The 21,080-nt window shown below is 69.2% G+C and carries 18 protein-coding genes and 1 pseudogene; 8 read left to right on the plus strand and 11 right to left on the minus strand.

What is annotated here, in order from left to right; translation table 11 throughout:
* The first annotated feature begins 10 nt into the window (after window positions 1–10).
* The 5 genes from OG252_RS50330 (at window position 11) to OG252_RS50350 (ending at window position 6,050) form a co-directional block, all read left to right on the plus strand.
* Window positions 11–856 carry a fumarylacetoacetate hydrolase family protein gene (locus OG252_RS50330; protein ID WP_329344893.1) on the plus strand — a complete coding sequence of 282 codons (846 nt, stop codon included), beginning with the start codon at window positions 11–13 and terminating at the stop codon, window positions 854–856.
* Window positions 857–984: 128 nt separating this feature from the next.
* Entirely contained in the window at window positions 985–1,626 is a 642-nt protein-coding gene (locus OG252_RS50335; protein ID WP_266447295.1) for a TetR/AcrR family transcriptional regulator, read from the plus strand.
* A 212-nt stretch (window positions 1,627–1,838) separates the two neighbouring features.
* Entirely contained in the window at window positions 1,839–3,296 is a 1,458-nt protein-coding gene (locus OG252_RS50340) for an APC family permease (RefSeq protein ID WP_329344894.1), read from the plus strand.
* Window positions 3,297–3,843: 547 nt separating this feature from the next.
* Entirely contained in the window at window positions 3,844–5,334 is a 1,491-nt protein-coding gene (locus tag OG252_RS50345; RefSeq protein WP_266447300.1) for an aldehyde dehydrogenase, read from the plus strand.
* On the plus strand, window positions 5,331–6,050 hold the full coding sequence (locus OG252_RS50350) for a gamma-glutamyl-gamma-aminobutyrate hydrolase family protein (RefSeq protein ID WP_329344895.1): 720 nt from the start codon (window positions 5,331–5,333) through the stop codon (window positions 6,048–6,050). Before OG252_RS50345 ends, OG252_RS50350 begins: the two co-directional genes overlap by 4 nt.
* 452 nt (window positions 6,051–6,502) lie before the next feature.
* Here OG252_RS50350 and OG252_RS50355 read toward each other — a convergent pair whose 3' ends face one another.
* From OG252_RS50355 to OG252_RS50365, 3 genes are all read right to left on the minus strand, one after another.
* Window positions 6,503–7,081: a MarR family winged helix-turn-helix transcriptional regulator gene (locus OG252_RS50355; protein WP_266447304.1), complete on the minus strand. Its 579-nt coding sequence runs from the start codon at window positions 7,079–7,081 to the stop codon at window positions 6,503–6,505.
* 302 nt (window positions 7,082–7,383) lie between these two features.
* The gene (locus OG252_RS50360; protein ID WP_411151625.1) at window positions 7,384–7,662 is read right to left on the minus strand and encodes a hypothetical protein; all 279 of its coding nucleotides are present in this window, start codon (window positions 7,660–7,662) and stop codon (window positions 7,384–7,386) included.
* Window positions 7,663–7,843: 181 nt separating this feature from the next.
* Window positions 7,844–8,443: a TetR/AcrR family transcriptional regulator gene (locus OG252_RS50365; protein ID WP_266447306.1), complete on the minus strand. Its 600-nt coding sequence runs from the start codon at window positions 8,441–8,443 to the stop codon at window positions 7,844–7,846.
* Window positions 8,444–8,843: 400 nt separating this feature from the next.
* Here OG252_RS50365 and OG252_RS50370 point away from each other — a divergent pair, with 400 nt between their 5' ends.
* The gene (locus tag OG252_RS50370; protein ID WP_266447308.1) at window positions 8,844–10,289 is read left to right on the plus strand and encodes a pyridoxal phosphate-dependent decarboxylase family protein; all 1,446 of its coding nucleotides are present in this window, start codon (window positions 8,844–8,846) and stop codon (window positions 10,287–10,289) included.
* A 119-nt stretch (window positions 10,290–10,408) separates the two neighbouring features.
* Here the strand turns inward: OG252_RS50370 and OG252_RS50375 are convergent.
* Both OG252_RS50375 and OG252_RS50380 read right to left on the minus strand, forming a co-directional pair.
* Window positions 10,409–10,606: pseudogene (locus OG252_RS50375) on the minus strand (oxidoreductase); the annotation flags it as partial.
* A gap of 403 nt (window positions 10,607–11,009) precedes the next feature.
* A complete protein-coding gene (locus tag OG252_RS50380) occupies window positions 11,010–12,215 on the minus strand; it encodes a PucR family transcriptional regulator (RefSeq protein ID WP_329344896.1) in 1,206 nt (401 codons plus the stop codon).
* A 148-nt stretch (window positions 12,216–12,363) separates the two neighbouring features.
* On the opposite strand from OG252_RS50380, the gene OG252_RS50385 reads away from it, so the two are divergent.
* A complete protein-coding gene (locus OG252_RS50385; RefSeq protein ID WP_329344897.1) occupies window positions 12,364–13,863 on the plus strand; it encodes a long-chain-fatty-acid--CoA ligase in 1,500 nt (499 codons plus the stop codon).
* Between the two features lie 246 nt (window positions 13,864–14,109).
* Here OG252_RS50385 and OG252_RS50390 read toward each other — a convergent pair whose 3' ends face one another.
* Window positions 14,110–15,036 carry a LacI family DNA-binding transcriptional regulator gene (locus tag OG252_RS50390; RefSeq protein WP_266447316.1) on the minus strand — a complete coding sequence of 309 codons (927 nt, stop codon included), beginning with the start codon at window positions 15,034–15,036 and terminating at the stop codon, window positions 14,110–14,112.
* A gap of 90 nt (window positions 15,037–15,126) precedes the next feature.
* Between OG252_RS50390 and OG252_RS50395 the strand changes: the two genes are divergently transcribed.
* A complete protein-coding gene (locus OG252_RS50395) occupies window positions 15,127–15,537 on the plus strand; it encodes a hypothetical protein (protein ID WP_329344898.1) in 411 nt (136 codons plus the stop codon).
* Between the two features lie 84 nt (window positions 15,538–15,621).
* On the opposite strand, the gene OG252_RS50400 is transcribed toward OG252_RS50395, so the two are convergent.
* The 5 genes from OG252_RS50400 to OG252_RS50420 form a co-directional block, all read right to left on the minus strand.
* Window positions 15,622–16,662: a chorismate-binding protein gene (locus OG252_RS50400; protein ID WP_329344899.1), complete on the minus strand. Its 1,041-nt coding sequence runs from the start codon at window positions 16,660–16,662 to the stop codon at window positions 15,622–15,624.
* Window positions 16,663–16,722: 60 nt separating this feature from the next.
* Window positions 16,723–17,586: a bifunctional 5,10-methylenetetrahydrofolate dehydrogenase/5,10-methenyltetrahydrofolate cyclohydrolase gene (locus OG252_RS50405; protein WP_329344900.1), complete on the minus strand. Its 864-nt coding sequence runs from the start codon at window positions 17,584–17,586 to the stop codon at window positions 16,723–16,725.
* Window positions 17,587–17,790: 204 nt separating this feature from the next.
* Complete coding sequence (gene purU, locus OG252_RS50410) at window positions 17,791–18,696, minus strand: formyltetrahydrofolate deformylase (RefSeq protein WP_329344901.1); 906 nt, start codon at window positions 18,694–18,696, stop codon at window positions 17,791–17,793.
* On the minus strand, window positions 18,693–19,565 hold the full coding sequence (locus tag OG252_RS50415; RefSeq protein WP_329344902.1) for a methylenetetrahydrofolate reductase: 873 nt from the start codon (window positions 19,563–19,565) through the stop codon (window positions 18,693–18,695). Before OG252_RS50415 ends, purU begins: the two co-directional genes overlap by 4 nt.
* 29 nt (window positions 19,566–19,594) lie before the next feature.
* Entirely contained in the window at window positions 19,595–20,938 is a 1,344-nt protein-coding gene (locus OG252_RS50420) for an aminomethyl transferase family protein (RefSeq protein ID WP_329344903.1), read from the minus strand.
* Between the last annotated feature and the right edge of the window lie 142 nt (window positions 20,939–21,080).

Raw genomic sequence — 21,080 nt, forward strand, 5'->3', positions numbered from 1 at the left:
AAGGCCCGCCATGCCCGAATTCCGCCGTGTCCTCCTCGACGGAGCCGCCGTCGAGACCGTCCGTGACGGTGACGAACTCGTCGCCGGGGACGGCCGCCGGGTCAAGATCGAGGACGCCCAGCACCTGCCGCCGGTCGTGCCGTCCAAGGTCGTCGCCGTTCACCTCAACCACCGCAGCCGCGTCGACGAGTTCCAGATCCAGCTGACCGCGACGCCGACGTACTTCCACAAGCCGACCTCGGCCCTCAACTCCCACAACGGCGCCATCGTCCGCCCCGAGGGCTGCAAGTGGCTCAACTACGAGGGTGAGGTGGCGATCGTCATCGGCCGGACCGCGCGCAACATCTCACCGGCCGAGGCGGGGGAGTACATCGCGGGCTACACCGTCGCCAACGACTACGGCCTGCACGACTTCCGGGACACCGACGCCGGTTCGATGCTGCGGGTGAAGGGCTCCGACACCCTGTGTCCGCTCGGCCCGGGGCTGGTCACCGACTGGGACTTCCACGGCAAGTACCTGCGCACGTATGTCAACGGCGAGCTCGTACAGGACGGTTCGACGGACGAGATGGAGTGGGACATGCACTACCTCGTCGCCGACATCGCCCGCACCATCACCCTCTACCCCGGCGACGTGCTGCTCTCCGGTACCCCGGCCAACTCCCGCCCCGTCCAGCCCGGTGACGTCGTCGAGGTCGAGGTCGAGGGCCTGGGGCGGCTCACCAACCACATCGTCACCGGCCCCACCTCGATCCGTACGGATGTCGGAGCCCAGCCCACCCAGTCGGAAGAGGTCCTGTCCACCGCGCTCGGCGGCGACTGGGAGTTCCGCGGTATCCGGCCCCCCAAGCGCTGATGCCCACTGCGGACGGAACGGCACCGGTCCTGCCGCGACGCGCCTGGTGCCGTACTTCGCCTGCCGGTCCCGGGCGGCCGGGCGGGGACGAGGCCGCCATACGCGTACGGGCCGGTAGGGTCGCACCCATGACCGAAGCCGCCAAGACCCCCGAGGGCCGCAGGCCGCGCAAGCGGCTGAACTACGGGGAGGGCCGGGAGGCCCTGCTCAACGCGGCCGTGCGGGTGGTGGCCCGGGGCGGTCTGCGCAAGCTCACCTATCGCGCGGTGGCGGAGGAGGCAGGGGTCACCCACGGTCTGGTCGTCCACCACTTCGGCACCCGCGACGCGCTGATCGAGGAGGCGCTCGCCCACAGCGTGCGCACCAGCCTGAGTGTCAGCGCGGTCGAGCCGGGGACCGGCAAGATGTCGGACTTCTCGGCCGGAGTGTCCGAGATGGTCACGGCCAATCCGGACACCCAGGTCTTCCAGTACGAGCTGCTGCTCGAATCCCGGCGCAGGCCCGAGCTGCTGCCGCTGATCCGCGGGCTGTACGACGAGTACTTCGACGCCACCGAGCGCGAGCTGTCCCGGATACTCCCTGAGCGTGCGAACCGTGCGATGACACGGCTGGTCTTCGCCGCCCTGGACGGTCTCGTCCTGCACCAGCTCGTCCTGGGCGGCGGACCCGAGGTCACCGACGCGGCCATCGAGGAGCTCCGCTCCCTGCTGCGGTTGCTCGACGCCGACGCCGACGCCGACAGAGAGAGTGCGGGCGACAGCGGCGACTGACTCGCCGACCTGTCTGTTGTGAGGCTCCGGACGCTTGGCGCCCGGGGCCTCGTTCGGTTCGCCTGTCACCTCGGTCACGGCCTCGCACCAAGCCATGCAGTGGCCTAAAAATCACCCTGCAACCCCTTGTCATCTGGATAGTTCCGGCCCACTATGAGGCAACTCGTTTGGCTCGAAACGAAACCTCTCTCCCTTCCAGGCAGGTGATCCGCGTGGACAGTCAGACGGTCGAACCAACACAGACCGTGCAGAATCCCCCCGCTGCAGGCCGGCTCAAGCCCAACTCCCTCGGTGTTCTGGGAATCCTCTTCTTCGTCCTCTCTGCGCAGGCCCCGCTGACCGGCATAGCCGGTGCCGTGCCCATCGCCGTCGCCATCGGCAACGGCGCGGGTGCGCCCGCCGCGTATGCCGCGGTCGGCGCCGTCATCCTGCTGTTCTCCGTCGGCTGCGTCGCCATGGGGCGCCATGTCGTGGACGCCGGTGCCTTCTACACCTACATAGGCAAGGGGCTCGGCCGCCCCATCGGCTCCGGGAGCGCCGGCGTCGCTCTCTTCGCCTACTGCGCGGTCCAGGCCGCCATGTACGGCCTGTACGGCTTCATCGTCAGCGGCCTGGTCGAGCAGTACACGGGGCTGAGCGCGCCGTGGTGGGTCTGTGTCCTGGTCACCATGGTGATCGTCCAGATCCTCGGTGCCGCCGGGATCGAGATGGGCGCCAAGATCCTCGCCGTCTTCGTCCTGGCCGAGTTCAGCATCCTGCTCGTCTTCGCCCTGGTGACCTTCTTCAAGGGCGGCGGTCCTGAGGGGCTGGGCTTCGCTCACAGCTTCTCGCCTGACGCGGCCCTCCAGGGGGCGCCGGGCGTGGCGCTGATGTTCGCCGTGGCGTCGATGTTCGGCTTCGAGGCGACCGCGATCTACGGCGAGGAGGCGCGGGAGCCCCGCAGGACCGTGCCCCGGGCCACGTACCTGTCCGTCGTGGTCGTCACCGTCTTCTTCGCCTTCATCTCGTGGATGCTGGTCTCCGCCCATGGCGCCTCGAACGCCACCGCGGCCGCCGGGCAGGCGCTGGAGAGCGGCGACGCCACGTCCTGGGTCTTCGCGCCGATCACCGCGCAGTTCGGCGGCTGGGTGGGCGGCGCGCTGCCCATCCTGCTGGCCACCTCACTCTTCGCCGGCGTCCTCGCCTTCCACAACTCCGCGAACCGCTACCTGTTCTCGCTCGGCCGCGACGGCCTGCTGCCGCGCGGGCTGACCGCGGTCAACCGGCGCCACTCGCCCTGGGTGGCCGGCGGCGTGCAGACCGTGATCTCGCTCGCGCTGGTCATGCCCTTCGTGTTGCTGGGCAAGGACCCGGTGCTGAGTCTCTTCTCCTGGTTCAGCGGGGTCGCGGTGCTGGCGGTCATGCTGCTGTACTTCCTGACTTCCGTCTCGGTGGTCGTGTTCTTCCGCCGGGAACGGCTGGACACTCGCCCCTGGAACACGCTGATCGCCCCCGTCCTGGGTGCGCTCGGCATCGCCGGTGCCATCTGGCTGATCCTGGCCAACTTCACCACCCTCATCGGCGGGGACCAGGGCACGGCGATGTGGCTGGAGCTCACGGTCCCGGCGGTCCTGGTCCTGGGCGTCATCGGCGCACGGCTGACTCGTGGCAGGACGACGGCCGACCGCTGAACCCGCCCCCGCGGCGTGGCCGGCCCGGCCCTTGCCTCCTTCTCGGGCCCGGACCGGCCGCACCGACCTCACCGGGGCGGCGGAGGATTTTCGCTGAGCCCGGGGGCGTGAAGAAGCCGCCAGCCGGCCGCTTACGCCACCCGGCCCACGGAGCCGTCCACCAGCTACGGGCGTGGGGGCCGGCGGTCGGCTCCATGGTCCGGCTCCGTGTGAACAGTTCGTCCGGGTCGACGCCATGCCGTAGAGACTGCTCCGCGCCGCCAAGGTCGAGGCGGCCGCGCGTCATCGCCTGGTGGTCGCAGGATGCAATCGCACACCTAGAAGGCGCCCCGCCTGGGACGCCCGCAATATCCGGGCGCGGTGTCGCCTCGAAGGCGGTCGGCCCACCGAGCGCCGAGGAAGACGCCGAGCATCAGCACGCCGAGCTGGTGAGCCTTGCCGTAGCGGCGCGAGTTCGCCTGCGAATGCCCATAACCCCTTGATCACTCATGGCATATCGTTTGTATCGTTTGGGCTCAAACGTAATGTCAGGAGCTGGAGGCCACGCATGCTGGACATCACCCACAACGAATGGCTGCGCCGGGCCGAGGCACTGGACCTGTCCGGCGTGCATCACATCGACGGCACCGACGAACCCGGCGGGGGGCAGTCCTACGCGGCTGTCTCGCCTCGCGACGGGCAGGTGCTGACGCAGGTGGCCGACGCCGGGACCGCCGAGGTGGACGCCGCAGTGGCCGCCGCGCGCCGGGCCTTCGACTCGGGGCCGTGGCCACGCCTCGCACCTGCCGACCGGGGCCGGATCCTGCTGCGTATCGCCGATCTGCTGGCGGAGCAGCGACACCGGCTGGCGCTGACGATCAGCCTGGAGATGGGCAAGCCGATCACGGACGCGTACGACATCGAACTGCGCGCCGCGATCAACACCTTCCGCTGGTACGGACAACTGGCCGACAAACTCACCGACGAGTCGCCGCACACCGCGCCCGACGCGCTCGCCCTGGTCACCCGCGAACCGGCGGGCGTCGTCGGCGCGGTCGTCCCCTGGAACTTCCCCCTCACACTGGCGAGTTGGAAGGTCGCTCCGGCGCTCGCGGCCGGCTGCACCGTTGTGCTCAAGCCGTCGGAGAACTCGCCGCTGTCCGCGTTGCTGCTCGGTCGACTGGCGACCGAGGCCGGGCTGCCGCCGGGCGTACTCAACGTCGTCACCGGCGACGGACCCACCGCCGGACGGGCGATCGGCCTCCACCCGGACATCGACGTGCTGGCCTTCACCGGATCCACCGCCGTCGGGCGGCACTTCCTGCGGTACGCGGCCGACTCCAACCTCAAGCGCGTCTGGCTGGAGCTGGGCGGCAAGTCACCCAACATCATCCTCCCGGACGCACCCGACCTGGAGAAGGCCGCCGCCACCGCCGCCTGGGGCATCTTCTTCAACCAGGGCGAGATGTGCACGGCCCCTTCGCGGCTGCTCGTGCACTCCTCCATCGCCGAGCGCGTCACCGACACCATCGTGGCGCGGGCCCAGGAACTACGGATCGGTGACCCGCTCGACCCGACGACCGAGATGGGGGCCCTGGTCGGTGAACGCCACCTGAAGCGCGTACTGGACCACATCGGCACCGGCCTCGACGAGGGCGCGCGACTGCGTGTCGGGGGCAGCCGCACACTCGCCGGCACCGGCGGCAGTTACCTGCAGCCCACGGTCTTCGACCACGTGGACCCCGGCATGCGGCTGGCCCGTGAGGAGATCTTCGGCCCCGTCCTGTCCGTGCTCACCTTCGACGACCTCGACGAGGCCGTCGCGCTCGCCAACGCCACCGAGTACGGCCTGGCCGCCGGGCTGTGGACCTCCGACCTGTCCACCGCCCACCAGGTCTCACGCGCGTTGAAGGCCGGCACGGTCTGGGTCAACTGCTACGAGGAGGGCGACCTCACCGTGCCCTTCGGCGGCGTGAAGCAGTCCGGCAACGGACGCGACAAGTCCACCCACGCCATCGAGAAGTACACCGAACTCAAGACCACCTGGATCCAGCTGTGACGACGCCCGCGCGCCCGCTGATCGCGATCCCCGCCCGCTTCGCCGCCTCCACCTCCGCGCTGCGCTACGCCGCCGAGGTCAACGCCCGCGCACTGGTCGAGGCGGTCTGGCGGGCCGGTGGCGAACCGGCCACCATCCACCCCGCCGAGCCAACCGCCACCGGCGTGGCTGCTCGCCTCGCCCGCTTCGACGGCGTCCTCCTCCCCGGCGGCGGTGACCTTGCCCCGTACCGCTACGGCGCGACCGACACCCACGACAGCGTGTACGACGTCGACGACCTCCAGGACGGCTTCGACCTGGAAGTCGCCCGCCAGGCCATCAACTTGGGCCTGCCCCTGCTCGCGATCTGCCGCGGTCTCCAGGTCGTCAACACCGCCTTCGGCGGCACCCTCCACCAGGACATGGGCGGCCCGGACCGCGAGCACCGCCATGTCGTGCATCCGGTGGCGATCCGGCGCGGTTCGCTGTTGGAACAGGCCACCGGCACCGAGAAGGTGGAGGCATCCTGCTACCACCACCAGCGGGTCGACCGTACGGGCGCCGGCCTCACGATCACCGCCCGGGCCGCCGACGACACGGTGGAAGGGCTCGAACTGCCCGGAGTTCCCGGCTGGTTCGCCGCCGTCCAATGGCACCCGGAGGACACCGCCCACGAAGACTCCGCCCAGCAGGGACTGTTCGACGCTCTCGTGGGCGCCGCACGCGACCGCCACTGACGCACGAGAACCCACCACCGTGTCCCTCGTCGGAGGCCCCAGCGGAGCTGCTCTGCGGCTCGCCCCGGACCTTGACGACCTCGCCCTTGGTCGAGCTGTGCGGGGCATCACCGCCGCCCGAAGACTGGGACCGCAGGACATCGCCATCGCCAGACGGGAGCAGCTGTCGCGGTCCACCGGCGAGGAGTGGGACCGCCGCTGTCACCGTCGTCGGGAACGCGCGGGCTCATCGCCGAAGTGTCCGACGGGGCCACACCTCATCACACCTGCACTGGCCCGGGAACGAGGGCCGACGCTCCTCGTGGCAGAGCTAACGCGGTGGGGCATCTGCTAGATCCCGATAGGGAAGACGACGTGGACCGATGTGTACCTGACACCGAGCGCGATGCCGGCAGCCATCGCGGCGGGAATGTCCTCCCTTGGAGTCCTGCCTCCGCTGTGCGGGCTCCGCTTCACGCCTTCGGCTTCGGACGGCGACCACTGCGACGCAGGGCGGGCTCTGCACCGTTCAGGAGTGTGCGCCGGCGCTCCTCGCCGTGCTCCTCGACCTGGAGCACAATTCGGCGCAGCCCGTCGGCGACGCTGCGGCACTCCTCGTCGCCGAGCTGCCCGGCGACGAATGCCTCCTCCTCGTTGAACTGCGGAAACAGCCGCCGCATCAATTCCTCGCCCTTGTCCGTGAGGCTGAGCAGAACAAGCCTCCCGTCGGTGGGATGACCGCTCCGCCGCACCAGCCCCCGTGCCTCCAGCGTGCGCGTGACCCCGGTGAGGGTGCCCTTGGAGATCCCCGCTTCCTCAGCCACATGCCGGGTCTCCGACTCGCCCCAGACCCAGACCACCCAGAGGACGACGAACGCCGTCCAGGTCAGGTCGGATCCGCGGAGTACGGAGTTCTCGAGATGCTGCCGGACCGCTGAGGCCGCCCGGTAGATGTTGGCCACGACAGCCATCTGCTCGTGGCGGATCGGGATGCCGCCGAGCTTCGAATCGGCCAGCTTCTCGGCTTCGGTGATGGATCGATGGCCGGGCACGGGCACACCCCTTCGACTTCGCAGTCTCTGCGACGCACTGGACGACATTATCGTTCGGACCCAAATTGTACGAAGGCCGAGTGGGGGAGTGCTCGGCCTTCAGTCGCCGATGTGCCCACGGGAGGTTTCGCTCGCCTTATCTGGTGGTGGTCTTGCCAGCGGTGAGGGGACGGTCTTGGGCGCAGGACGGCCGGCCTTTGGCGAGTGCTTCGGCGCCCCCCGCGTGTGGGCGCTGCACCGGCTTGCCGAGCCGAAATGGATGCGCGGGGTGCCCGGCGCCTTGTGCGCCCCGGAGGAGATGGTCACCATGCGGTCGGTGATGTGCGGCAGCAGCGGGTTCGGCAGGGCGAAGTGCCCAGGCGATGGGCGTCGAACTGCGTCTCGAAACCGCCCTTCGTGGACGACTCCGCGATGTTCATGATGCCGGCGTTGTTGATGAGCACGTCCAAGTCGCCGTGACAGCCGGCTGCGGACTCGCGCACGGAGGTGGCCAGCGCCGTGGCGAGGAGCGGGAGGGTCCGTGGGGGCGCGTCGCAGGCGTTGTGGGTATGGCGCGGTGGAACGTGAGTCAGACCTGCCACTGCCCGTGCCTACGCCCGGGGCGGCCGAGAAGGCGGAGCATCGACCATGGAATGAGCCGGGTCCAGGAGACGGCTGCAACCCTCGCCCCTTCGTGCGTCTGCAGGACGGACGACGGTTCGAAGCCGGGCGGGCCGGTGCAAACTGATCCACACGGTCTACTTCTCCGCTTGCGTGCTCAGATCATGAGGTGCCGGTCTGCAACCCCGCGATGAGTCCGTCGAGTATCCGCAACTGGCGGGTGGGTGTGGTCAGGCGAGCCGCGAAGATCGCGTTGATCTGGAGTCCCATCAGCGTGGCCATCACAAGGTCCAAGAACGCATCGAGATCGCAGGACGGGTTGATCTCTCCCGCTTCGGTCGCAGTGTGCAGATACGAGAGCATCTGATCGCGCCAGCGCGATATTGCCTGGTCGTAGATGTCGATCAGTTCCTCATCGGCTACCGCGTAGTTCCAGAAGCCGATGACAACGCGGGCCTCATTGAGACGCTCGTCGTCCAGGGGCATGATCTCGATGCAGAACTTGCGGAACGCGTTCACGCCGTTGGCGCCGGCGATGGTGCGGGCGGCCCGCTGCTCGGTGGCTGCGTTGGCGCGCTCCAGCGCGGCCCGCAGAATGGCTGCTTTGGTGGGAAAGTATCGCGCGAGCGCACCGTTGGTGAACCCCGCTTCGGCGGCGAGATCCCGCATGTTCAGCGCCGCGAATCCTCGCCGCGCGACAAGGCGCCATACGGCTTCGATGATCTCTTCACGCCGCGCGTCGTGGTCCACGATCTTGGGCATGCTGACACCTTACCAACGGGTAGACGCCTGATTCTGAGGGCTACGGTCAGCACCCTCGCGGCCAGACTGAGAACCTTCAATGGCTGGACCAGGCGTCCTGTCGGTCCCGCGCCACCTTCTCTCGCTAACGGCGCACGGAGCGGGGACGAACAGCTGTCACTTCCGGTGCCGTGAGAGCGATCCATGGGGCGCCCCCTTCCCAGCAAGCCCATCAGGGATTACATTGGAGCTATTAATCTACAACTGTAGACGACAGGCTCTGGTGCGGCACCAGTGGGTACGCGGCATCGAGGCCCTCTCAATCCAGTAGCGGCCACCTCGCCCCTTGGCACCTGATCTCCCAGCGCTCAGGTAGGCGCCCAGCCCACGTCATGACCAACACCACCTCATAGGACAGAGCATGCCTGATCTTGAGCCAGATGAATTCCGCCGCCAGGGCCACCAGTTGGTGGACTGGGTCGCCCAATACCGTGCCTCGCTCCCTTCCCTGCGCGTACAGCCGAATGTCTCACCGGGCTCCGTGAAGGCTCAGCTTCCTCGTGAACTGCCTGAGCAGCCGTCCCAGGCGCTGGGCGATGATCTCGTCGCCCTGCTCAACGACGTGGTCGTCCCCTCGTCGCTCCACTGGCAGCACCCAGGATTCTTCGGCTACTTCCCAGCGAACGCGTCCCTGCTCTCGCTCCTCGGCGACATCGCATCGGGCGGCATCGGAGCGCAGGGAATGCTCTGGTCAACATCGCCCGCCGGGACGGAGATCGAGCAGGTCCTGCTCGACGGCCTGGCGGACGCGCTGGGCCTTGGTCGCGAGTTCACCTTCGCCGGGGGCGGAGGCGGTTCGCTGCAGGATTCGGCCTCGTCGGCGTCTTTGGCTGCGCTGCTGGCTGCGCTGCAGCGCAGCAACCCGGACTGGCGCGAACACGGTGTGGACGGCACCGAGACGGTGTACGTCACTGCCGAGACCCACTCGTCACTGGCCAAGGCCGTGCGTGTGGCCGGGCTCGGCGCGCGAGCACTGCGGATCGTCCCTTTTACCCAGGGCACGCTGTCCATGTCGGCGGATGCCCTGGCAGACATGCTGGCCAAGGACGCAGCCGCCGGAAAGAGGCCGGTCATGGTCTGTCCGACCGTGGGAACAACCGGCACGGGTGCCATCGACCCCGTCAGAGACATCGCCCTGGCAGCGCGTGAGTACCAGGCATGGGTGCACGTCGACGCCGCGTGGGCGGGAGTCGCGGCGTTGTGTCCCGAGTTCCGCTGGCTCCTGGACGGCGTAAACCTTGCCGACTCGTTCTGCACCGACGCACACAAGTGGTTCTACACCGCCTTCGACGCCTCGTTCATGTGGGTGAGGGACGCCCAAGCGCTGCCGACAGCCCTGTCCATCACGCCGGAGTACCTGCGTAACGCTGCGACTGAGTCGGGCGAAGTCATCGACTACCGCGACTGGCAGGTACCGCTGGGCCGTCGTATGCGTGCGTTGAAGATCTGGTCGGTGGTGCACGGCGCCGGACTGGAAGGCCTGCGCGAAAGCATCCGTGGCCACGTCGCCATGGCCGACTCCTTGGCCGCCCGGATCGAGAGCGAGCCGGGCTTCGCCCTGGCCACCCCGCCGTCACTGGCACTCGTATGCCTGTACCTCGTCGACCGGGACGGTCGCCCCGACGACGCCGCCACCAAGGCGGCTATGGAGGCGGTCAACGCCGAAGGGCATTCCTTCCTCACGCACACATCGGTCAACGGTCACTTCGCGATCCGCGTCGCTATCGGCGCGACGACGACGCTGCCCGACCACATCGACACCCTGTGGGACTCGCTTCGCAAAGCCGCTCGCCAGAGCGGTGGGTGACATAACCCATCGCAATCGTGGAGTTGACCGGCAGCAAGTGGCAGCTGGGTCAGCTGTTTCGGGACTCGTCCGTGCTGAGCAGCACCGCATCGGTGCCCGCGCCTGTTGCGGGCACCGACTCATCCCTGGGTGTCCGTTGCGTGCAGCCGCGCGGGGAAGGTGACCCCCGACAGTTCCTCGGAGTCGGTCCACAGGCGGCGGGCGGTGTCGGGGTCGCCGGCATGGGCGGAACGGCTGACCAGGGTAGGGCTGCCGCGTCGTTCGCCGGGGCCGTCGGGGCCGATGTACGAGGCGCCGGGCAGGTCTGTCACCGCCGCGTTCCCCCAGTACATCCGCAACCCCTGCACCGGCGAACTCCGGCACACCGTCACCCAGTTGAAAGCCGCCACCGAGGTGATATTCCACGACCCCGGCCACCCCTCCTCTGTCAGCCTGCCCACGCGAACCCGCTGAGTCGGCCCCGGCGGCCGCGACCGCAGGTCGTGCTGACGTAGAAGCTCTGACAAAGCTGTTGGACGCGGCGGTGGGTGATCAGGCAGACGGCGAGGCAGAAGAAATCTGCGCGGATGTCGTCGTGCCGTTCCCCTGGCGCCAGGTATCTGCTGGGGCGCACGGCGGAGGACGCCTGCGGTCGTCCGGTCTCGACGCTGCTGGTGGACCCGTCACGCCGGAGTCCCCCGGAAGCGGGGAGCGACACGGTGTCCTGTCGTTCGGGCCAGGTCATGCAGTCGATGTTGTCTCGTCGGTGGCCGGGTTTCGCCCCGCCGCAGGGCTTCGAGCAGCCAGCAGCGCGGCGCCGAGGTCTGCCACCGTATGGGGATCCGAGAGGGAACGTCCGGTCAGTTCCTCGACGCGGCGCAGGCGGTAGCGGACTGTGTTGGGGTGGACGTAGAGGCGTTGCGCCGTGGTCGCGGCGGAGCCGCCGGCGTCGAACCAGTGCTTCAGGGTGTCCAGGAGACGCGTGCGTTCGAGGCCCGGGAGGTCGAGTACGGGCTTCAGGACCACGTTCATCAGGTGAGTGGCCTCCGCGGGGGCGGCGGCGACGAGCATGGCGAGGGGATTGTCGTCGAAGCGGGCGACGCCCGAGCCGCCGCCCGGCAGTCCCGCGAGGGCCAGCCGGGCGAAGCGCAGGGCCTGTGGTGTGTCCCGCAGTGAGGAAAAGCGGGGACTGACCCCCACGCGGGCGCCGGCCCGGCGCAGGATGCGCAGGCCGGTGGCCTCCGCCTCCGGTGCGCCGACGGCGATGAGGCCGATCTGCTGATCCGCCAACAGCCGCCAGGCCGAGGGCAGGTGTGCATGGCGCAGCGAGGCTTCCACGCCTGGCAGAGGTTCCTCGCCGGGTGAGTCTGCGGCCGCCGCGACGACGGCGTACGGGCCGCGTTCCGGCAAACCGAGTTCGCGGGCCGCGTCCCACAGTGTGATGCGGTCGGCGATCACACCGGAGAACAGCGCCTCGACCAATGCCGAGCGCCGGGCGCCGCGCTGCACGGCCAGCTCGGCGGTGGTCTCCCGGTGTGCGGCCGCCACGGCCTCGGCATAGAGCCCGAACAGGTGCCAGATCTCCGCCGATCGGTCCACGAGTTGTGCGTCGGGGACCGTGGTGTGGGTGCGTGCCTGGGTGAGGATTTCCGACCACACGAACTCGAAGCCGATCCGGTACGCGTGCAGGATGTCCGCCAGCGGCATGCCCTGCTCGGCGCGGATCCTGCCGGTCTCCCGGGCGGGTCCGGGATCCGGTGCGCCGGAACGGCGCAGATGGCTGAGGACCAGGTCAGCGTTGGCGGTGCAGGACCGGCGCAGCGAGTCGAACGGGATAAGCGACTCATCCACATACGCGGGGACGTCCGCGCGAATGCGTTCCGCGATCCGCTCTCCCAGCTCGGGAAGCCGCTCGTGGATCGCCGCGATCACGTCTGAGAGGTCCATCACCGCAGCTTAATGCGCCTGTCTTGTTCGCGGGAACAGTTATGGGCGGGCGATGGTGTCGCGCGGCCCATAGGCCTCGGCGGTGGTTCGCAGCACGATGGCGCCCACGTGAACAACGGATTTCAACGGTGAGTTCGTGGAGGCGGTCATGGCGAATCTGGCGGAATTTCTGGTGCGGACGGCGGCCCGGCAGCCGGAACGGCCCGCACTGCGGCTGGGGTCGCACATCACCTCCTACACGGAGCTGGACGAACGCAGTGCCCGTGCGGCCGCGCTGCTGCGGGCCGAAGGCGTACGGCCCGGAGACCGGGTCGCCCTGATGCTGCCGAACGTCCCCGAATTCGTCGTGCTCTACTACGGCGCGCTGCGGGCCGGCGCGATCGTGGTGCCGCTGAACCCGCTGCTGAAGGAGCGGGAGACCGCCTACCACCTCAGCGACTCAGGCGCCGTGCTGCTCTTCGAATGGCACCAGGCGCCGGGAGAGGGCGTGCAGGGAGCGGCTGCCGCCGGGGTACGGCGCGTGGCAGTGGAGTCTTCGTCCTTCGCCGCGCTGCTGGCCGGGCACGAGCCGCTGAGCGAGGTGGCGCGGACGGCGGACGACGACGTGGCTGTCCTGCTGTACACCTCCGGCACCACCGGCAAGCCCAAGGGCGCCGCGCTCACCCACGGCGGACTGCGGCACAACACCGAGGCCAATGAGGTCCACGTCCAGCGGATGACGGCGGACGACGTGGTGGTGGGCTGTCTCCCTCTGTTCCACATCTTCGGCCAGATCTGCACGATGAGCGTGGCCGTCTGCAGCGGCGCCTCGCTCACGCTCATCCCGCGCTTCGACCCGCAGACCGTGCTGGACGCCATAGTCCGCGACCGGGCGACGGTCTTCGGTGGCGTACCGACCATGTACGCCGCCCTGCTGCAGCACCCGACGGACGCGGACGTGTCGACGCTCCGGATGTGCGTCTCCGGCGGCGCCTCCTTGCCGGTGGAGGTGCTGCGCGGCTTCGAGGAGCGCTTCGGCTGCGCGGTGCTGGAGGGCTTCGGCATGTCCGAGACGAGTCCGGTGGTGACGTTCAACCATCTCGACCGGCCCCGCAAGGCCGGCTCGATCGGCACCCCGATCAAGGACGTGGAGGTCCGGCTGCTGGACGACAAGGGCCAGGACGTCGCCCCCGGGGAGATCGGCGAGCTGGCCGTGCGCGGTCCCAACCTGATGAAGGGCTACTGGAACCGTCCCGAGGAGACGGCGATCGCCATCCCGGACGGCTGGCTGCGCACCGGCGACCTGGCCCGGCGGGACGAGGACGGCTACCTCTACATAGTCGACCGGAAGAAGGACATGATCATCCGCGGTGGCTACAACGTCTACCCGCGCGAGGTCGAGGAGGTTCTGCACGAGCACCCGGCCGTCGCCCTCGCCGCGGTGGTGGGTGTACCGCATCAGGAACTCGGCGAGGAGATCGCGGCCGCGGTGGTCCTGCGCCCGGGGGCCCAGGCCACGGCCGAGGAACTGCGGGAGTACGTCAAGGAGCGGATAGCGGCGTACAAGTACCCCCGGGCCGTGTGGCTCATGGACACGTTGCCGATGGGGCCGAGCGGCAAGATCCTCAAGCGGCAGATCAGCGCACCGGCGGCGGAGCCGACTGTCTGACTGCGCCGCCACGAGCGATGGTGAGGCACCGTGCACGGTGCCTACGACCGTCGGCATTGCTGCTGCTCAGTTTCTCGGGCGCCTCAGACGGGCGGCGATGGCGAGGCAGTTCGGGTCAGTGAGACTCCTCAGCGAGCCGGTGCGGCTCATGCTGCGCGACAGGAGCCTGGTGCCGACTGAGTCGGGGGGCGCCTTCGCAGTACACGTCTCATGGGACCAGTACCTCCACATCGGGCCCGCGCGGCGTCACGCCGACGCGCGGGCCACGATCCGGCCGGGCACCGGGGCCAGCCCCTCCGTGTCGATGCCGAGAGCGCTCCGGGCGGCGAGCCGTCCGAGGACCTCGGCGTCGATGTGCACGGTGGTGAGCGCGGGCGTCGACAGGGAGCCGTACTCGGTCTCGTCGAAGCCGATCACCGCCACGTCCTCCGGCACCCGCACCCCGAGGTCGCGCAGGGCGGTCAGGCTGCGCAGCGCGATGTCGTCGTCGAAGGCGGCCAGCGCGGTCACGTCCGAGTGCCCGGCCAGAAACGCCTCGACAGCGGCCGCGCCGGCCTCCCGGGGCCGCGGGACGACGAAGCGCTCCAGGGGCGGAAGCCCCAGGCGCCGGGCGGCCTCCCGGGCGAATCCGAGGCGGGCCTCGGTGAGCGGGAACTCGTGGTCGGGCATGGCCATCGCGATCCTGCTGTGCCCGCGTTCGGCGAGGTAGCCGATCTGCAGGGCGGCATTGGCGGCGAACCCGTTGTCCCAGTCCTCTTCGATCGGCTCGTGTCCCTGCATGTAGACCTCGCCCAGCCTGAACACCGCCCGCGGCACGATGGCGTCGAGGATCTTCTGCGTGGCCTCGGGCGCGGAGTGTCCGTGCCGGACGAGAAGAACGTGGTCGTGCTCGGCGAGTTCCTCGTCCAGTCCCCGGACGTAGCTGCGGGAGAAGTTGCCCTCCATCGCCCAGTCCACGTTGAGCACCACGATGCGCGAAGACCCCTCACGCAGGGCGCGGGCGATCCCGTGCGGGACGTACCCCAGGTCATTTGCGGCCTCCAGGACCCGCTCCCGGGTCGCTGCGGAGATCGTCTGCCGCGGGTCGTCGTTGAGGACGAAGCTCACGGTCGCCCGTGACACGCCGGACACCTTGGCCACGTCGCTCAACGTCACCCGGCCAGAACGGCCCATACCGGAACACTCCTTCTCCGACGGACTGGGCGCGCCCGCCCGTGAGCGGTGTCAAGAAAGTGGCGTCCCAGCTCTAGAACGATTAAGCGCTTGGGGCCAGCCTACGCGACTAGATCGTTCCAGTTGTTGAAGGAGGAGGTCACGCGTACGCGAGTCACGCTGGTCTGCGACGCCGAGGACGTGCGTTCGGTCATCGGGGGCGGCGAGGACCCGGGCTATGTGCACAGCTATGCCCGCAACCGCGTCGAGACGGCCTCCGGTGAGCTCGCCGGCGTCACCTTCCAGACCGATCCGGTCGACCACCTGGGCACCCTCCTCTCGCTCGCCCTGGTCGACAGTGAGTGGGCGGCGCCGGGAACCGAGGTGTCCGTGGTCTGGGGCCGGCACCCCGGGCCGGGCACCCCGGCCGACGCCGACCTCGGCTTTCCCCGCGTCCGCGCGACCGTCCAGCCGGCGCCGTACGACGATCACGCCCGTCGGCGCTACCGCCGCAACGCCTGAGCCACGGCCACTCCCAACGTGCTGCCCGCGCGCTGCCTCCCCTCAGCGCGCGGGCAGCGCCTCGCGCCGGACAATCGTCATCCGTTACACACCGCAGCAGGCTCGGGGAACGTCCGCCGACGCGATGGCCAGCAGCCGGTGTGCCTTCAACTCGGTTTCCTGCCACTCCCGTTCCGGCTCTGACTCCCAGGTGATGCCCGCTCCCGTACCGAACTTCAGGAGTCCCTCGGCTCGGTCGATCCAGAAGGTGCGGATGCCGACCGCCAGTTCGCCGCGGGCGTGGTCGGCGTCGACCCAGCCGATTCCCCCGCAGTACGGACCGCGGGGTGAGGTTTCCAGGACCCCGATGATCCGTAGGGCTCTCTCCTTGGGCGCCCCGGTGACCGATCCCGGCGGAAAGGTCGCCGCCAGCAGTTCGGGCCAGCCCACGCCGTCACGCAGTCGCCCCGACACCGTGGATACGAGGTGGACGAGCCCCGGGTGCTTCTCCACTGCACACAGGTCGGGCACGGCCACGGAACCGGGGACGCAGACGCGGCCGAGGTCGTTGCGGACCAGGTCGACGATCATCACGTTCTCCGCGTGGTCCTTGTCCAGCAGGTCCGCCTCGGTGCGGCCAGTTCCTTTGATGGGGCCGGAGGTGACGTTCCTGCCGTCGCGGCGGAGGAAGAGTTCCGGCGAGGCGGAGGCCACCTCCACACCGTGGCTCGGGACGCGGATGACTCCGGCGTACGGCGCCGGGTTGTGCCGTGTGAGCAGTGCGGCCAGTGCCTCGACGTCGGCGCCCTCACCGATGGGAGCGGACAGGACCCGGCACAGATTCGCCTGGTAGACCTCACCGGCGGCGATGTGCTCACGGATGCGGCTCACTCCGCTCGTGTACGCGAGGCGGTCGAACGAGGTGGACCAGGCTTCGGTACGCGGTCCACGCCAGGGCGCCGTGGGGTCATGGCGGTCCCCGGTCCGCCGTACGTCGCGGAAGCGGGCGCATGTCAGACGGCCCTCGAAGTCGGCCGCCACGGCCCAGAAGCCCTCGGACTCCAGGGCCGAGGGATCGCTGGTGACGTCGGCGAGACCGGTGGCGAGGTGCCCGCCGAAAAGGGCCATCGGAGGGGGTTGATCCATGCCGCGCCTCCTGCAGCGTGCGGTACCGAAAGAACTGAGGTGCTCCTGTGGAGGAAGCAGTTACGCCGCGACGGCCTCGCGTTCTGCGCCCCATTGGGCGGCACGGAGGGTGTTGACCATGAGCATGGCGATGGTCATGGGGCCGACCCCGCCGGGAACGGGGGTGATGCGGTCGGCGATGCCGTCGAGTTCGGCGGAGCGGACGTCGCCGGTCAGTCCGGCGGGTGTGCGGTGGATACCGACGTCGATGACGACGGCTCCGGGGCTGACGTGTTCTGGGCCGATGAGCCCGCGGACGCCGGTGGCGACCACGACGATGTCGGCGGGACGGGTGACGGACGCGAGGTCGGTGGTGTGTTCGTGCGCGACGGACACGGTCGCTCCACGCCGCAGCAGCAGCTGGGTCAGGGGCCGTCCGACCAGTTCGCCCCAGCCGACAACGGCGACCTGGGCTCCTAGGAGGGGGATGCCCTCGGCGTCGAGGAGTGCGATGACGCCGCTGGGTGTGCAGGGACGAAGTCCGCGTTCCCCGCGCGCGAGCAGGCCGGCGCTGCCGGTGGTGAGGCCGTCTACGTCCTTGGTGACGGGGATACGGTTGATCAGTACGGAAGCGTCCAGCTGCGGAGGCAGGGGGAGTTGGAGCAGAATGCCGGAGACGCGCGGGTCGGCGGCGAACTCGTCGATCACCGCGGCCACGTCGTCCTGGGTGGCGCGCGGGGGCAGGTGGCGGTGGAAGTCGCGCATGCCGGCCTCCCTGATGGCGCGCCGTTTGGCGGCGACGTACACGGCGCTGGCCGGGTCGTCGCCGACCAGGATGGTCGCGAGGCCGGGGATTCTGCCCGAACCGGTGGCCTCGGCGACCTTCTCGGCGACCTGTGCGCGGATTCGCTGGGCGATCCTGGTGCCGTCGATCGTGGTGGTCATGGTGGCGAACCGCTTTCTTGTCGTGAGGAACGATTCACCCGGGCGAAAGGCTGTGCTGCGAGCGGTCGGCGTGACCGCGGCTGTACGGCGCCGTGACCGGGTAGGCCGCCGGTCGTCGCGGCCGGCCGGCTCGGTCACAGGGGTGGCGCACGACAAGACCTGTCCCTGCACCGGGCGGTTTGCGTGCCGGAGAAGCGTCCTCCGTCAGGCGAAGACGATGGTGTGGTTGCCGTCGCGGATGACCCGGTCCTCGGCGTGCCACAGCACGGCACGGGAGAGCACCGCGCGTTCCACGTCGGCACCGCGGCGGGTGAGGTCGGCCGCGGTGTCACCGTGGCTGACGCGGACGACGTCCTGTTCGATGATCGGCCCCTCGTCGAGGTCCTGGGTGACGTAGTGGGCGGTGGCTCCCACCAGCTTGACGCCCCGCTCCTTGGCCTTGGCGTACGGGCCGGCGCCGATGAAGGCGGGCAGGAAGGAGTGGTGGATGTTGATGATCGGGACGCCGACGTTCTCGATGAAGTCGCCGGAGAGGATCTGCATGTAGCGGGCGAGAACGACGAAGTCGACATTGCCCTTCAGTAGCCGCAGGTGTTCGGCCTCGGCTGCGGACTTGTCGGCGCCCTGGCAGGGCACGTGGAAGAAGGGGATGCCGAAGCCGCGTACCTCCTCGGCCACATCGGGGTGGTTGGAGATCACCATGGCGACGGTGACGGGGAGTTGGCCCCGGCGGTGGCGCCACAGCAGGTCGAGGAGACAGTGGTCGGACTTCGAGGCGAAGATCGCGACCCGCTTGGGCACCGACATGTCCCGCAGCGTGTAGTCGAGCCCGAACCCTTCGACCAGGCGCTTGTCGAGATCGGCCCGCAGCGCGGGCAGCGCGGCCTGGAGGGCGTCGAGGCCGAAGACGGTGCGCTGGAAGAAGGCGCCTCCCTGCGGGTTGTCGGAGTACTGGTCGAGGGAGACGATGTTCGCGCCGTGGCTACTGAGGACAGATGTCACGGCGGCGACGATGCCGGTGGCGTCGGCGCCCTGCACGATGAGCGACGCCTGCTGGGCCGGGGGCTTGCCTGTGGCGGTGCGGGCCGGGGCGTCATGCGTGAGGGTCATGCGAGGCTTTCCTTCCGGAAGCGGGCGGCCCAGTCGGAGGTGGCCTTGAGCCCGCCGAACGTATAGAAGTGGATCTTCAAGTCGCCGTGGCGGGCCGGCTCGTAGGCCGCGGCGAGGTCACGCAGGAAACGGTCGGGGCCCGCCGTGCCCATCAGGTTCGTGATCGAGAACCCGTATTTCTTGACGACGGACGCACTGGTCCCGACACCGAAGCGGGCCGCGTACGACAGGAGTCGGCGCACACCGGCGGGGCCGGGCACCCCGATCCGGATCGGGAGGCCGATGCCCCGGCCGCGGACCTCCTCCACCCAGGTGAGCACCGGGTCGACGTCGAACCCGAACTGGGTGATGACACCGCCTTCCAGGGGCTGGGCGGCGATCGCCTTGTGCTTGTTCTCCAGCGCGGACCACAGCGTTCCACCGTCGATCGCGGGGTGGCCTTCCGGGTAGCCGGTGATGCCGACGTGCCGGACGCCGTACTCCTGCAGCAGCCCCGTGTCGATCAGGGACAGGGAGTCGGCGTAGGGGCCCTCGGGGTGTGCCGGGTCCCCGCCGACCAGGAACACGTTCTCGCCCGTGCCGTCCGCATGCAGTCCGGCCAGGAACCGCTCGAAGTCGTCACGCGACCCGAGGCGCCGGGCGGATATGTGCGGCACGGGCACGAAACCGAACCGCTTGACCGCGCGGGCCGCGGTCAAGCGCATCTCCAGGTCCTCGTTGCCGAGGAAGGTGACGTTGATGCGGGTGCCCCGGGGGATGGTGTCGCGGGCTCCTTCCAGTTTGGGGACGTCCTTGCCGGTCATCTCCAGGGAGAAGTCCTCAAGGAGCGCCGTGCCGACCGCTGTTCGTGCCGTGCTCGCGGGATTCATCGTCTTGCGACTCGCTTTCCGGTCCGTTGTCAGCGGTCGCGCCGGTAGAGGGTGCGCGCGTGCTCGTTGAACGGTGACTGCTGGACGGTGGCACGGATGTGGGGGAGGCCGAGGTCGGCCTCGGGGTCGGTGCCGGAACCGGGGTGCTCGCCCCAGACCACCGTGACCTCGGTGCCCGCAGTGGCGTACTCGGCGTCGATCAGGGTCTGTGCCAGGACGGTTCCCACCGGGTCGATCGAGGCGCTCTGCATCGTGACGCCGACCAGACCTGTGGCGCTCTCCACGCGGTGGCGGGCGTAGCTGAGCACGAAGCCGGGGTCCTGGCCCTCACCGATGACGGTGCGCACGTCGTCGGCGTCGAGAACGAGGGTGACCTTGGTGCGGCGTACCTCGCCCTTGGCCTTCTCCAGGGCGTCCCGGCCCACGAAGTCGTGGTTGAAGGAGATCATTTTCCCGTAGCCGAGTTCGTACGGGGAGACGTAGTAGTCCTCGATGTCCTCGGAGAAGTAGCTGCCGTTCAGTGGCCGCTTGCCCTCGATGCCGAACAGGGCCAAGTGGCGCCGGTAGTCGAGCAGTTCGGAGTCGGTGTAGATGCCGGGCACCGGCGAGGGGATCCAGCCGCTCTCCACGCTGGGCGTGGTGTAGGCCAGGGCGCCGACCTGGATCAGGCCGAGCGGCTCGCCGACCTTCAGGAACGTCTCGTGCACGTACGCGGCGTGCTCCCAGGGGCCGATGAACTCGAAGCCTGCCTGGCCGGCCATGCCGTGGCGCAGGGCACGGATGGGGCGGCCGTCGAGGGTGACCGCGGTGGAGTGGAAGAACTTCGTCTCCGGAAGGGGGCCGCCGAAGGCACGCTCGACGAGTTCCGCCGCCAGCGGGCCTTGGATCTGGTAGCGGAACAGCTTCGGGTCCCCGCCTCCGGGACGGAAGGCGGAGGACGGGTCGGTGACGAAGCCGACGTCGTAGCCGCCCTTCTCCGCGTGGTACTGAACCCAGTGCTGAGCGGCGGGGATCCCGCTCAACAGGTACTCGTTCTCACCTTCGCGGGCGAGGATCCCGTCGGTGACGATGTGGCCGTGGCGGGTGACCGGCACGTACTGCTTGGCCTGCCCGATCGCGAACTTCTCGAAGTTGTTGACGCCGTGGTCTGCCAGTACCCGCGTGGCGTCCGGGCCCTCGATCCACATGTCGTACATGTGGTGGGAGAGGTTGAGCAGGGCCACGCCCTCGTGCCACGCGGCCTGTTCCTGACGCCAGCCCGCGTACTCGCGCTCGACGACCTCCGGGGTCCACGGCTCGGCGTTCGGCTGCCACAGCAGCTTCATCGGCGAGCCGGCCTTGTCGATGCCATCCTGCAGAGAGGGGGTTCCCATATCGGCTCCTTTTGGTATCTGCCTGCTCCGGAAAGCTAAATCGATCTAGTTCGGCCGACAGCAGGTCAACGCGACTGATCTGTCGGCGGATTGGTGATGCTAAAACGATCTAGCGCAAGCTAGCAGAGCGGTCTCGCCAAGA

The sequence above is a fragment of the Streptomyces sp. NBC_01352 genome, assembly GCF_036237295.1.
GTDB classification, from domain to species: Bacteria; Actinomycetota; Actinomycetes; order Streptomycetales; family Streptomycetaceae; genus Streptomyces; species Streptomyces plumbiresistens.

Bases quoted from the DNA above. Each gene is read 5' to 3' on its own strand.
- OG252_RS50330 (WP_329344893.1), top strand. From the start codon at position 11: ATGCCCGAATTCCGCCGTGTCCTCCTCGACGGAGCCGCCGTCGAGACC.
- OG252_RS50335 (WP_266447295.1), top strand. From the start codon at position 985: ATGACCGAAGCCGCCAAGACCCCCGAGGGCCGCAGGCCGCGCAAGCGG.
- OG252_RS50345 (WP_266447300.1), top strand. From the start codon at position 3,844: ATGCTGGACATCACCCACAACGAATGGCTGCGCCGGGCCGAGGCACTG.
- OG252_RS50365 (WP_266447306.1), bottom strand. From the start codon at position 8,443: ATGCCCAAGATCGTGGACCACGACGCGCGGCGTGAAGAGATCATCGAA.
- OG252_RS50370 (WP_266447308.1), top strand. From the start codon at position 8,844: ATGCCTGATCTTGAGCCAGATGAATTCCGCCGCCAGGGCCACCAGTTG.
- OG252_RS50380 (WP_329344896.1), bottom strand. From the start codon at position 12,215: ATGGACCTCTCAGACGTGATCGCGGCGATCCACGAGCGGCTTCCCGAG.
- OG252_RS50385 (WP_329344897.1), top strand. From the start codon at position 12,364: ATGGCGAATCTGGCGGAATTTCTGGTGCGGACGGCGGCCCGGCAGCCG.
- OG252_RS50390 (WP_266447316.1), bottom strand. From the start codon at position 15,036: ATGGGCCGTTCTGGCCGGGTGACGTTGAGCGACGTGGCCAAGGTGTCC.
- OG252_RS50400 (WP_329344899.1), bottom strand. From the start codon at position 16,662: ATGGATCAACCCCCTCCGATGGCCCTTTTCGGCGGGCACCTCGCCACC.
- OG252_RS50405 (WP_329344900.1), bottom strand. From the start codon at position 17,586: ATGACCACCACGATCGACGGCACCAGGATCGCCCAGCGAATCCGCGCA.
- purU (WP_329344901.1), bottom strand. From the start codon at position 18,696: ATGACCCTCACGCATGACGCCCCGGCCCGCACCGCCACAGGCAAGCCC.
- OG252_RS50415 (WP_329344902.1), bottom strand. From the start codon at position 19,565: ATGAATCCCGCGAGCACGGCACGAACAGCGGTCGGCACGGCGCTCCTT.
- OG252_RS50420 (WP_329344903.1), bottom strand. From the start codon at position 20,938: ATGGGAACCCCCTCTCTGCAGGATGGCATCGACAAGGCCGGCTCGCCG.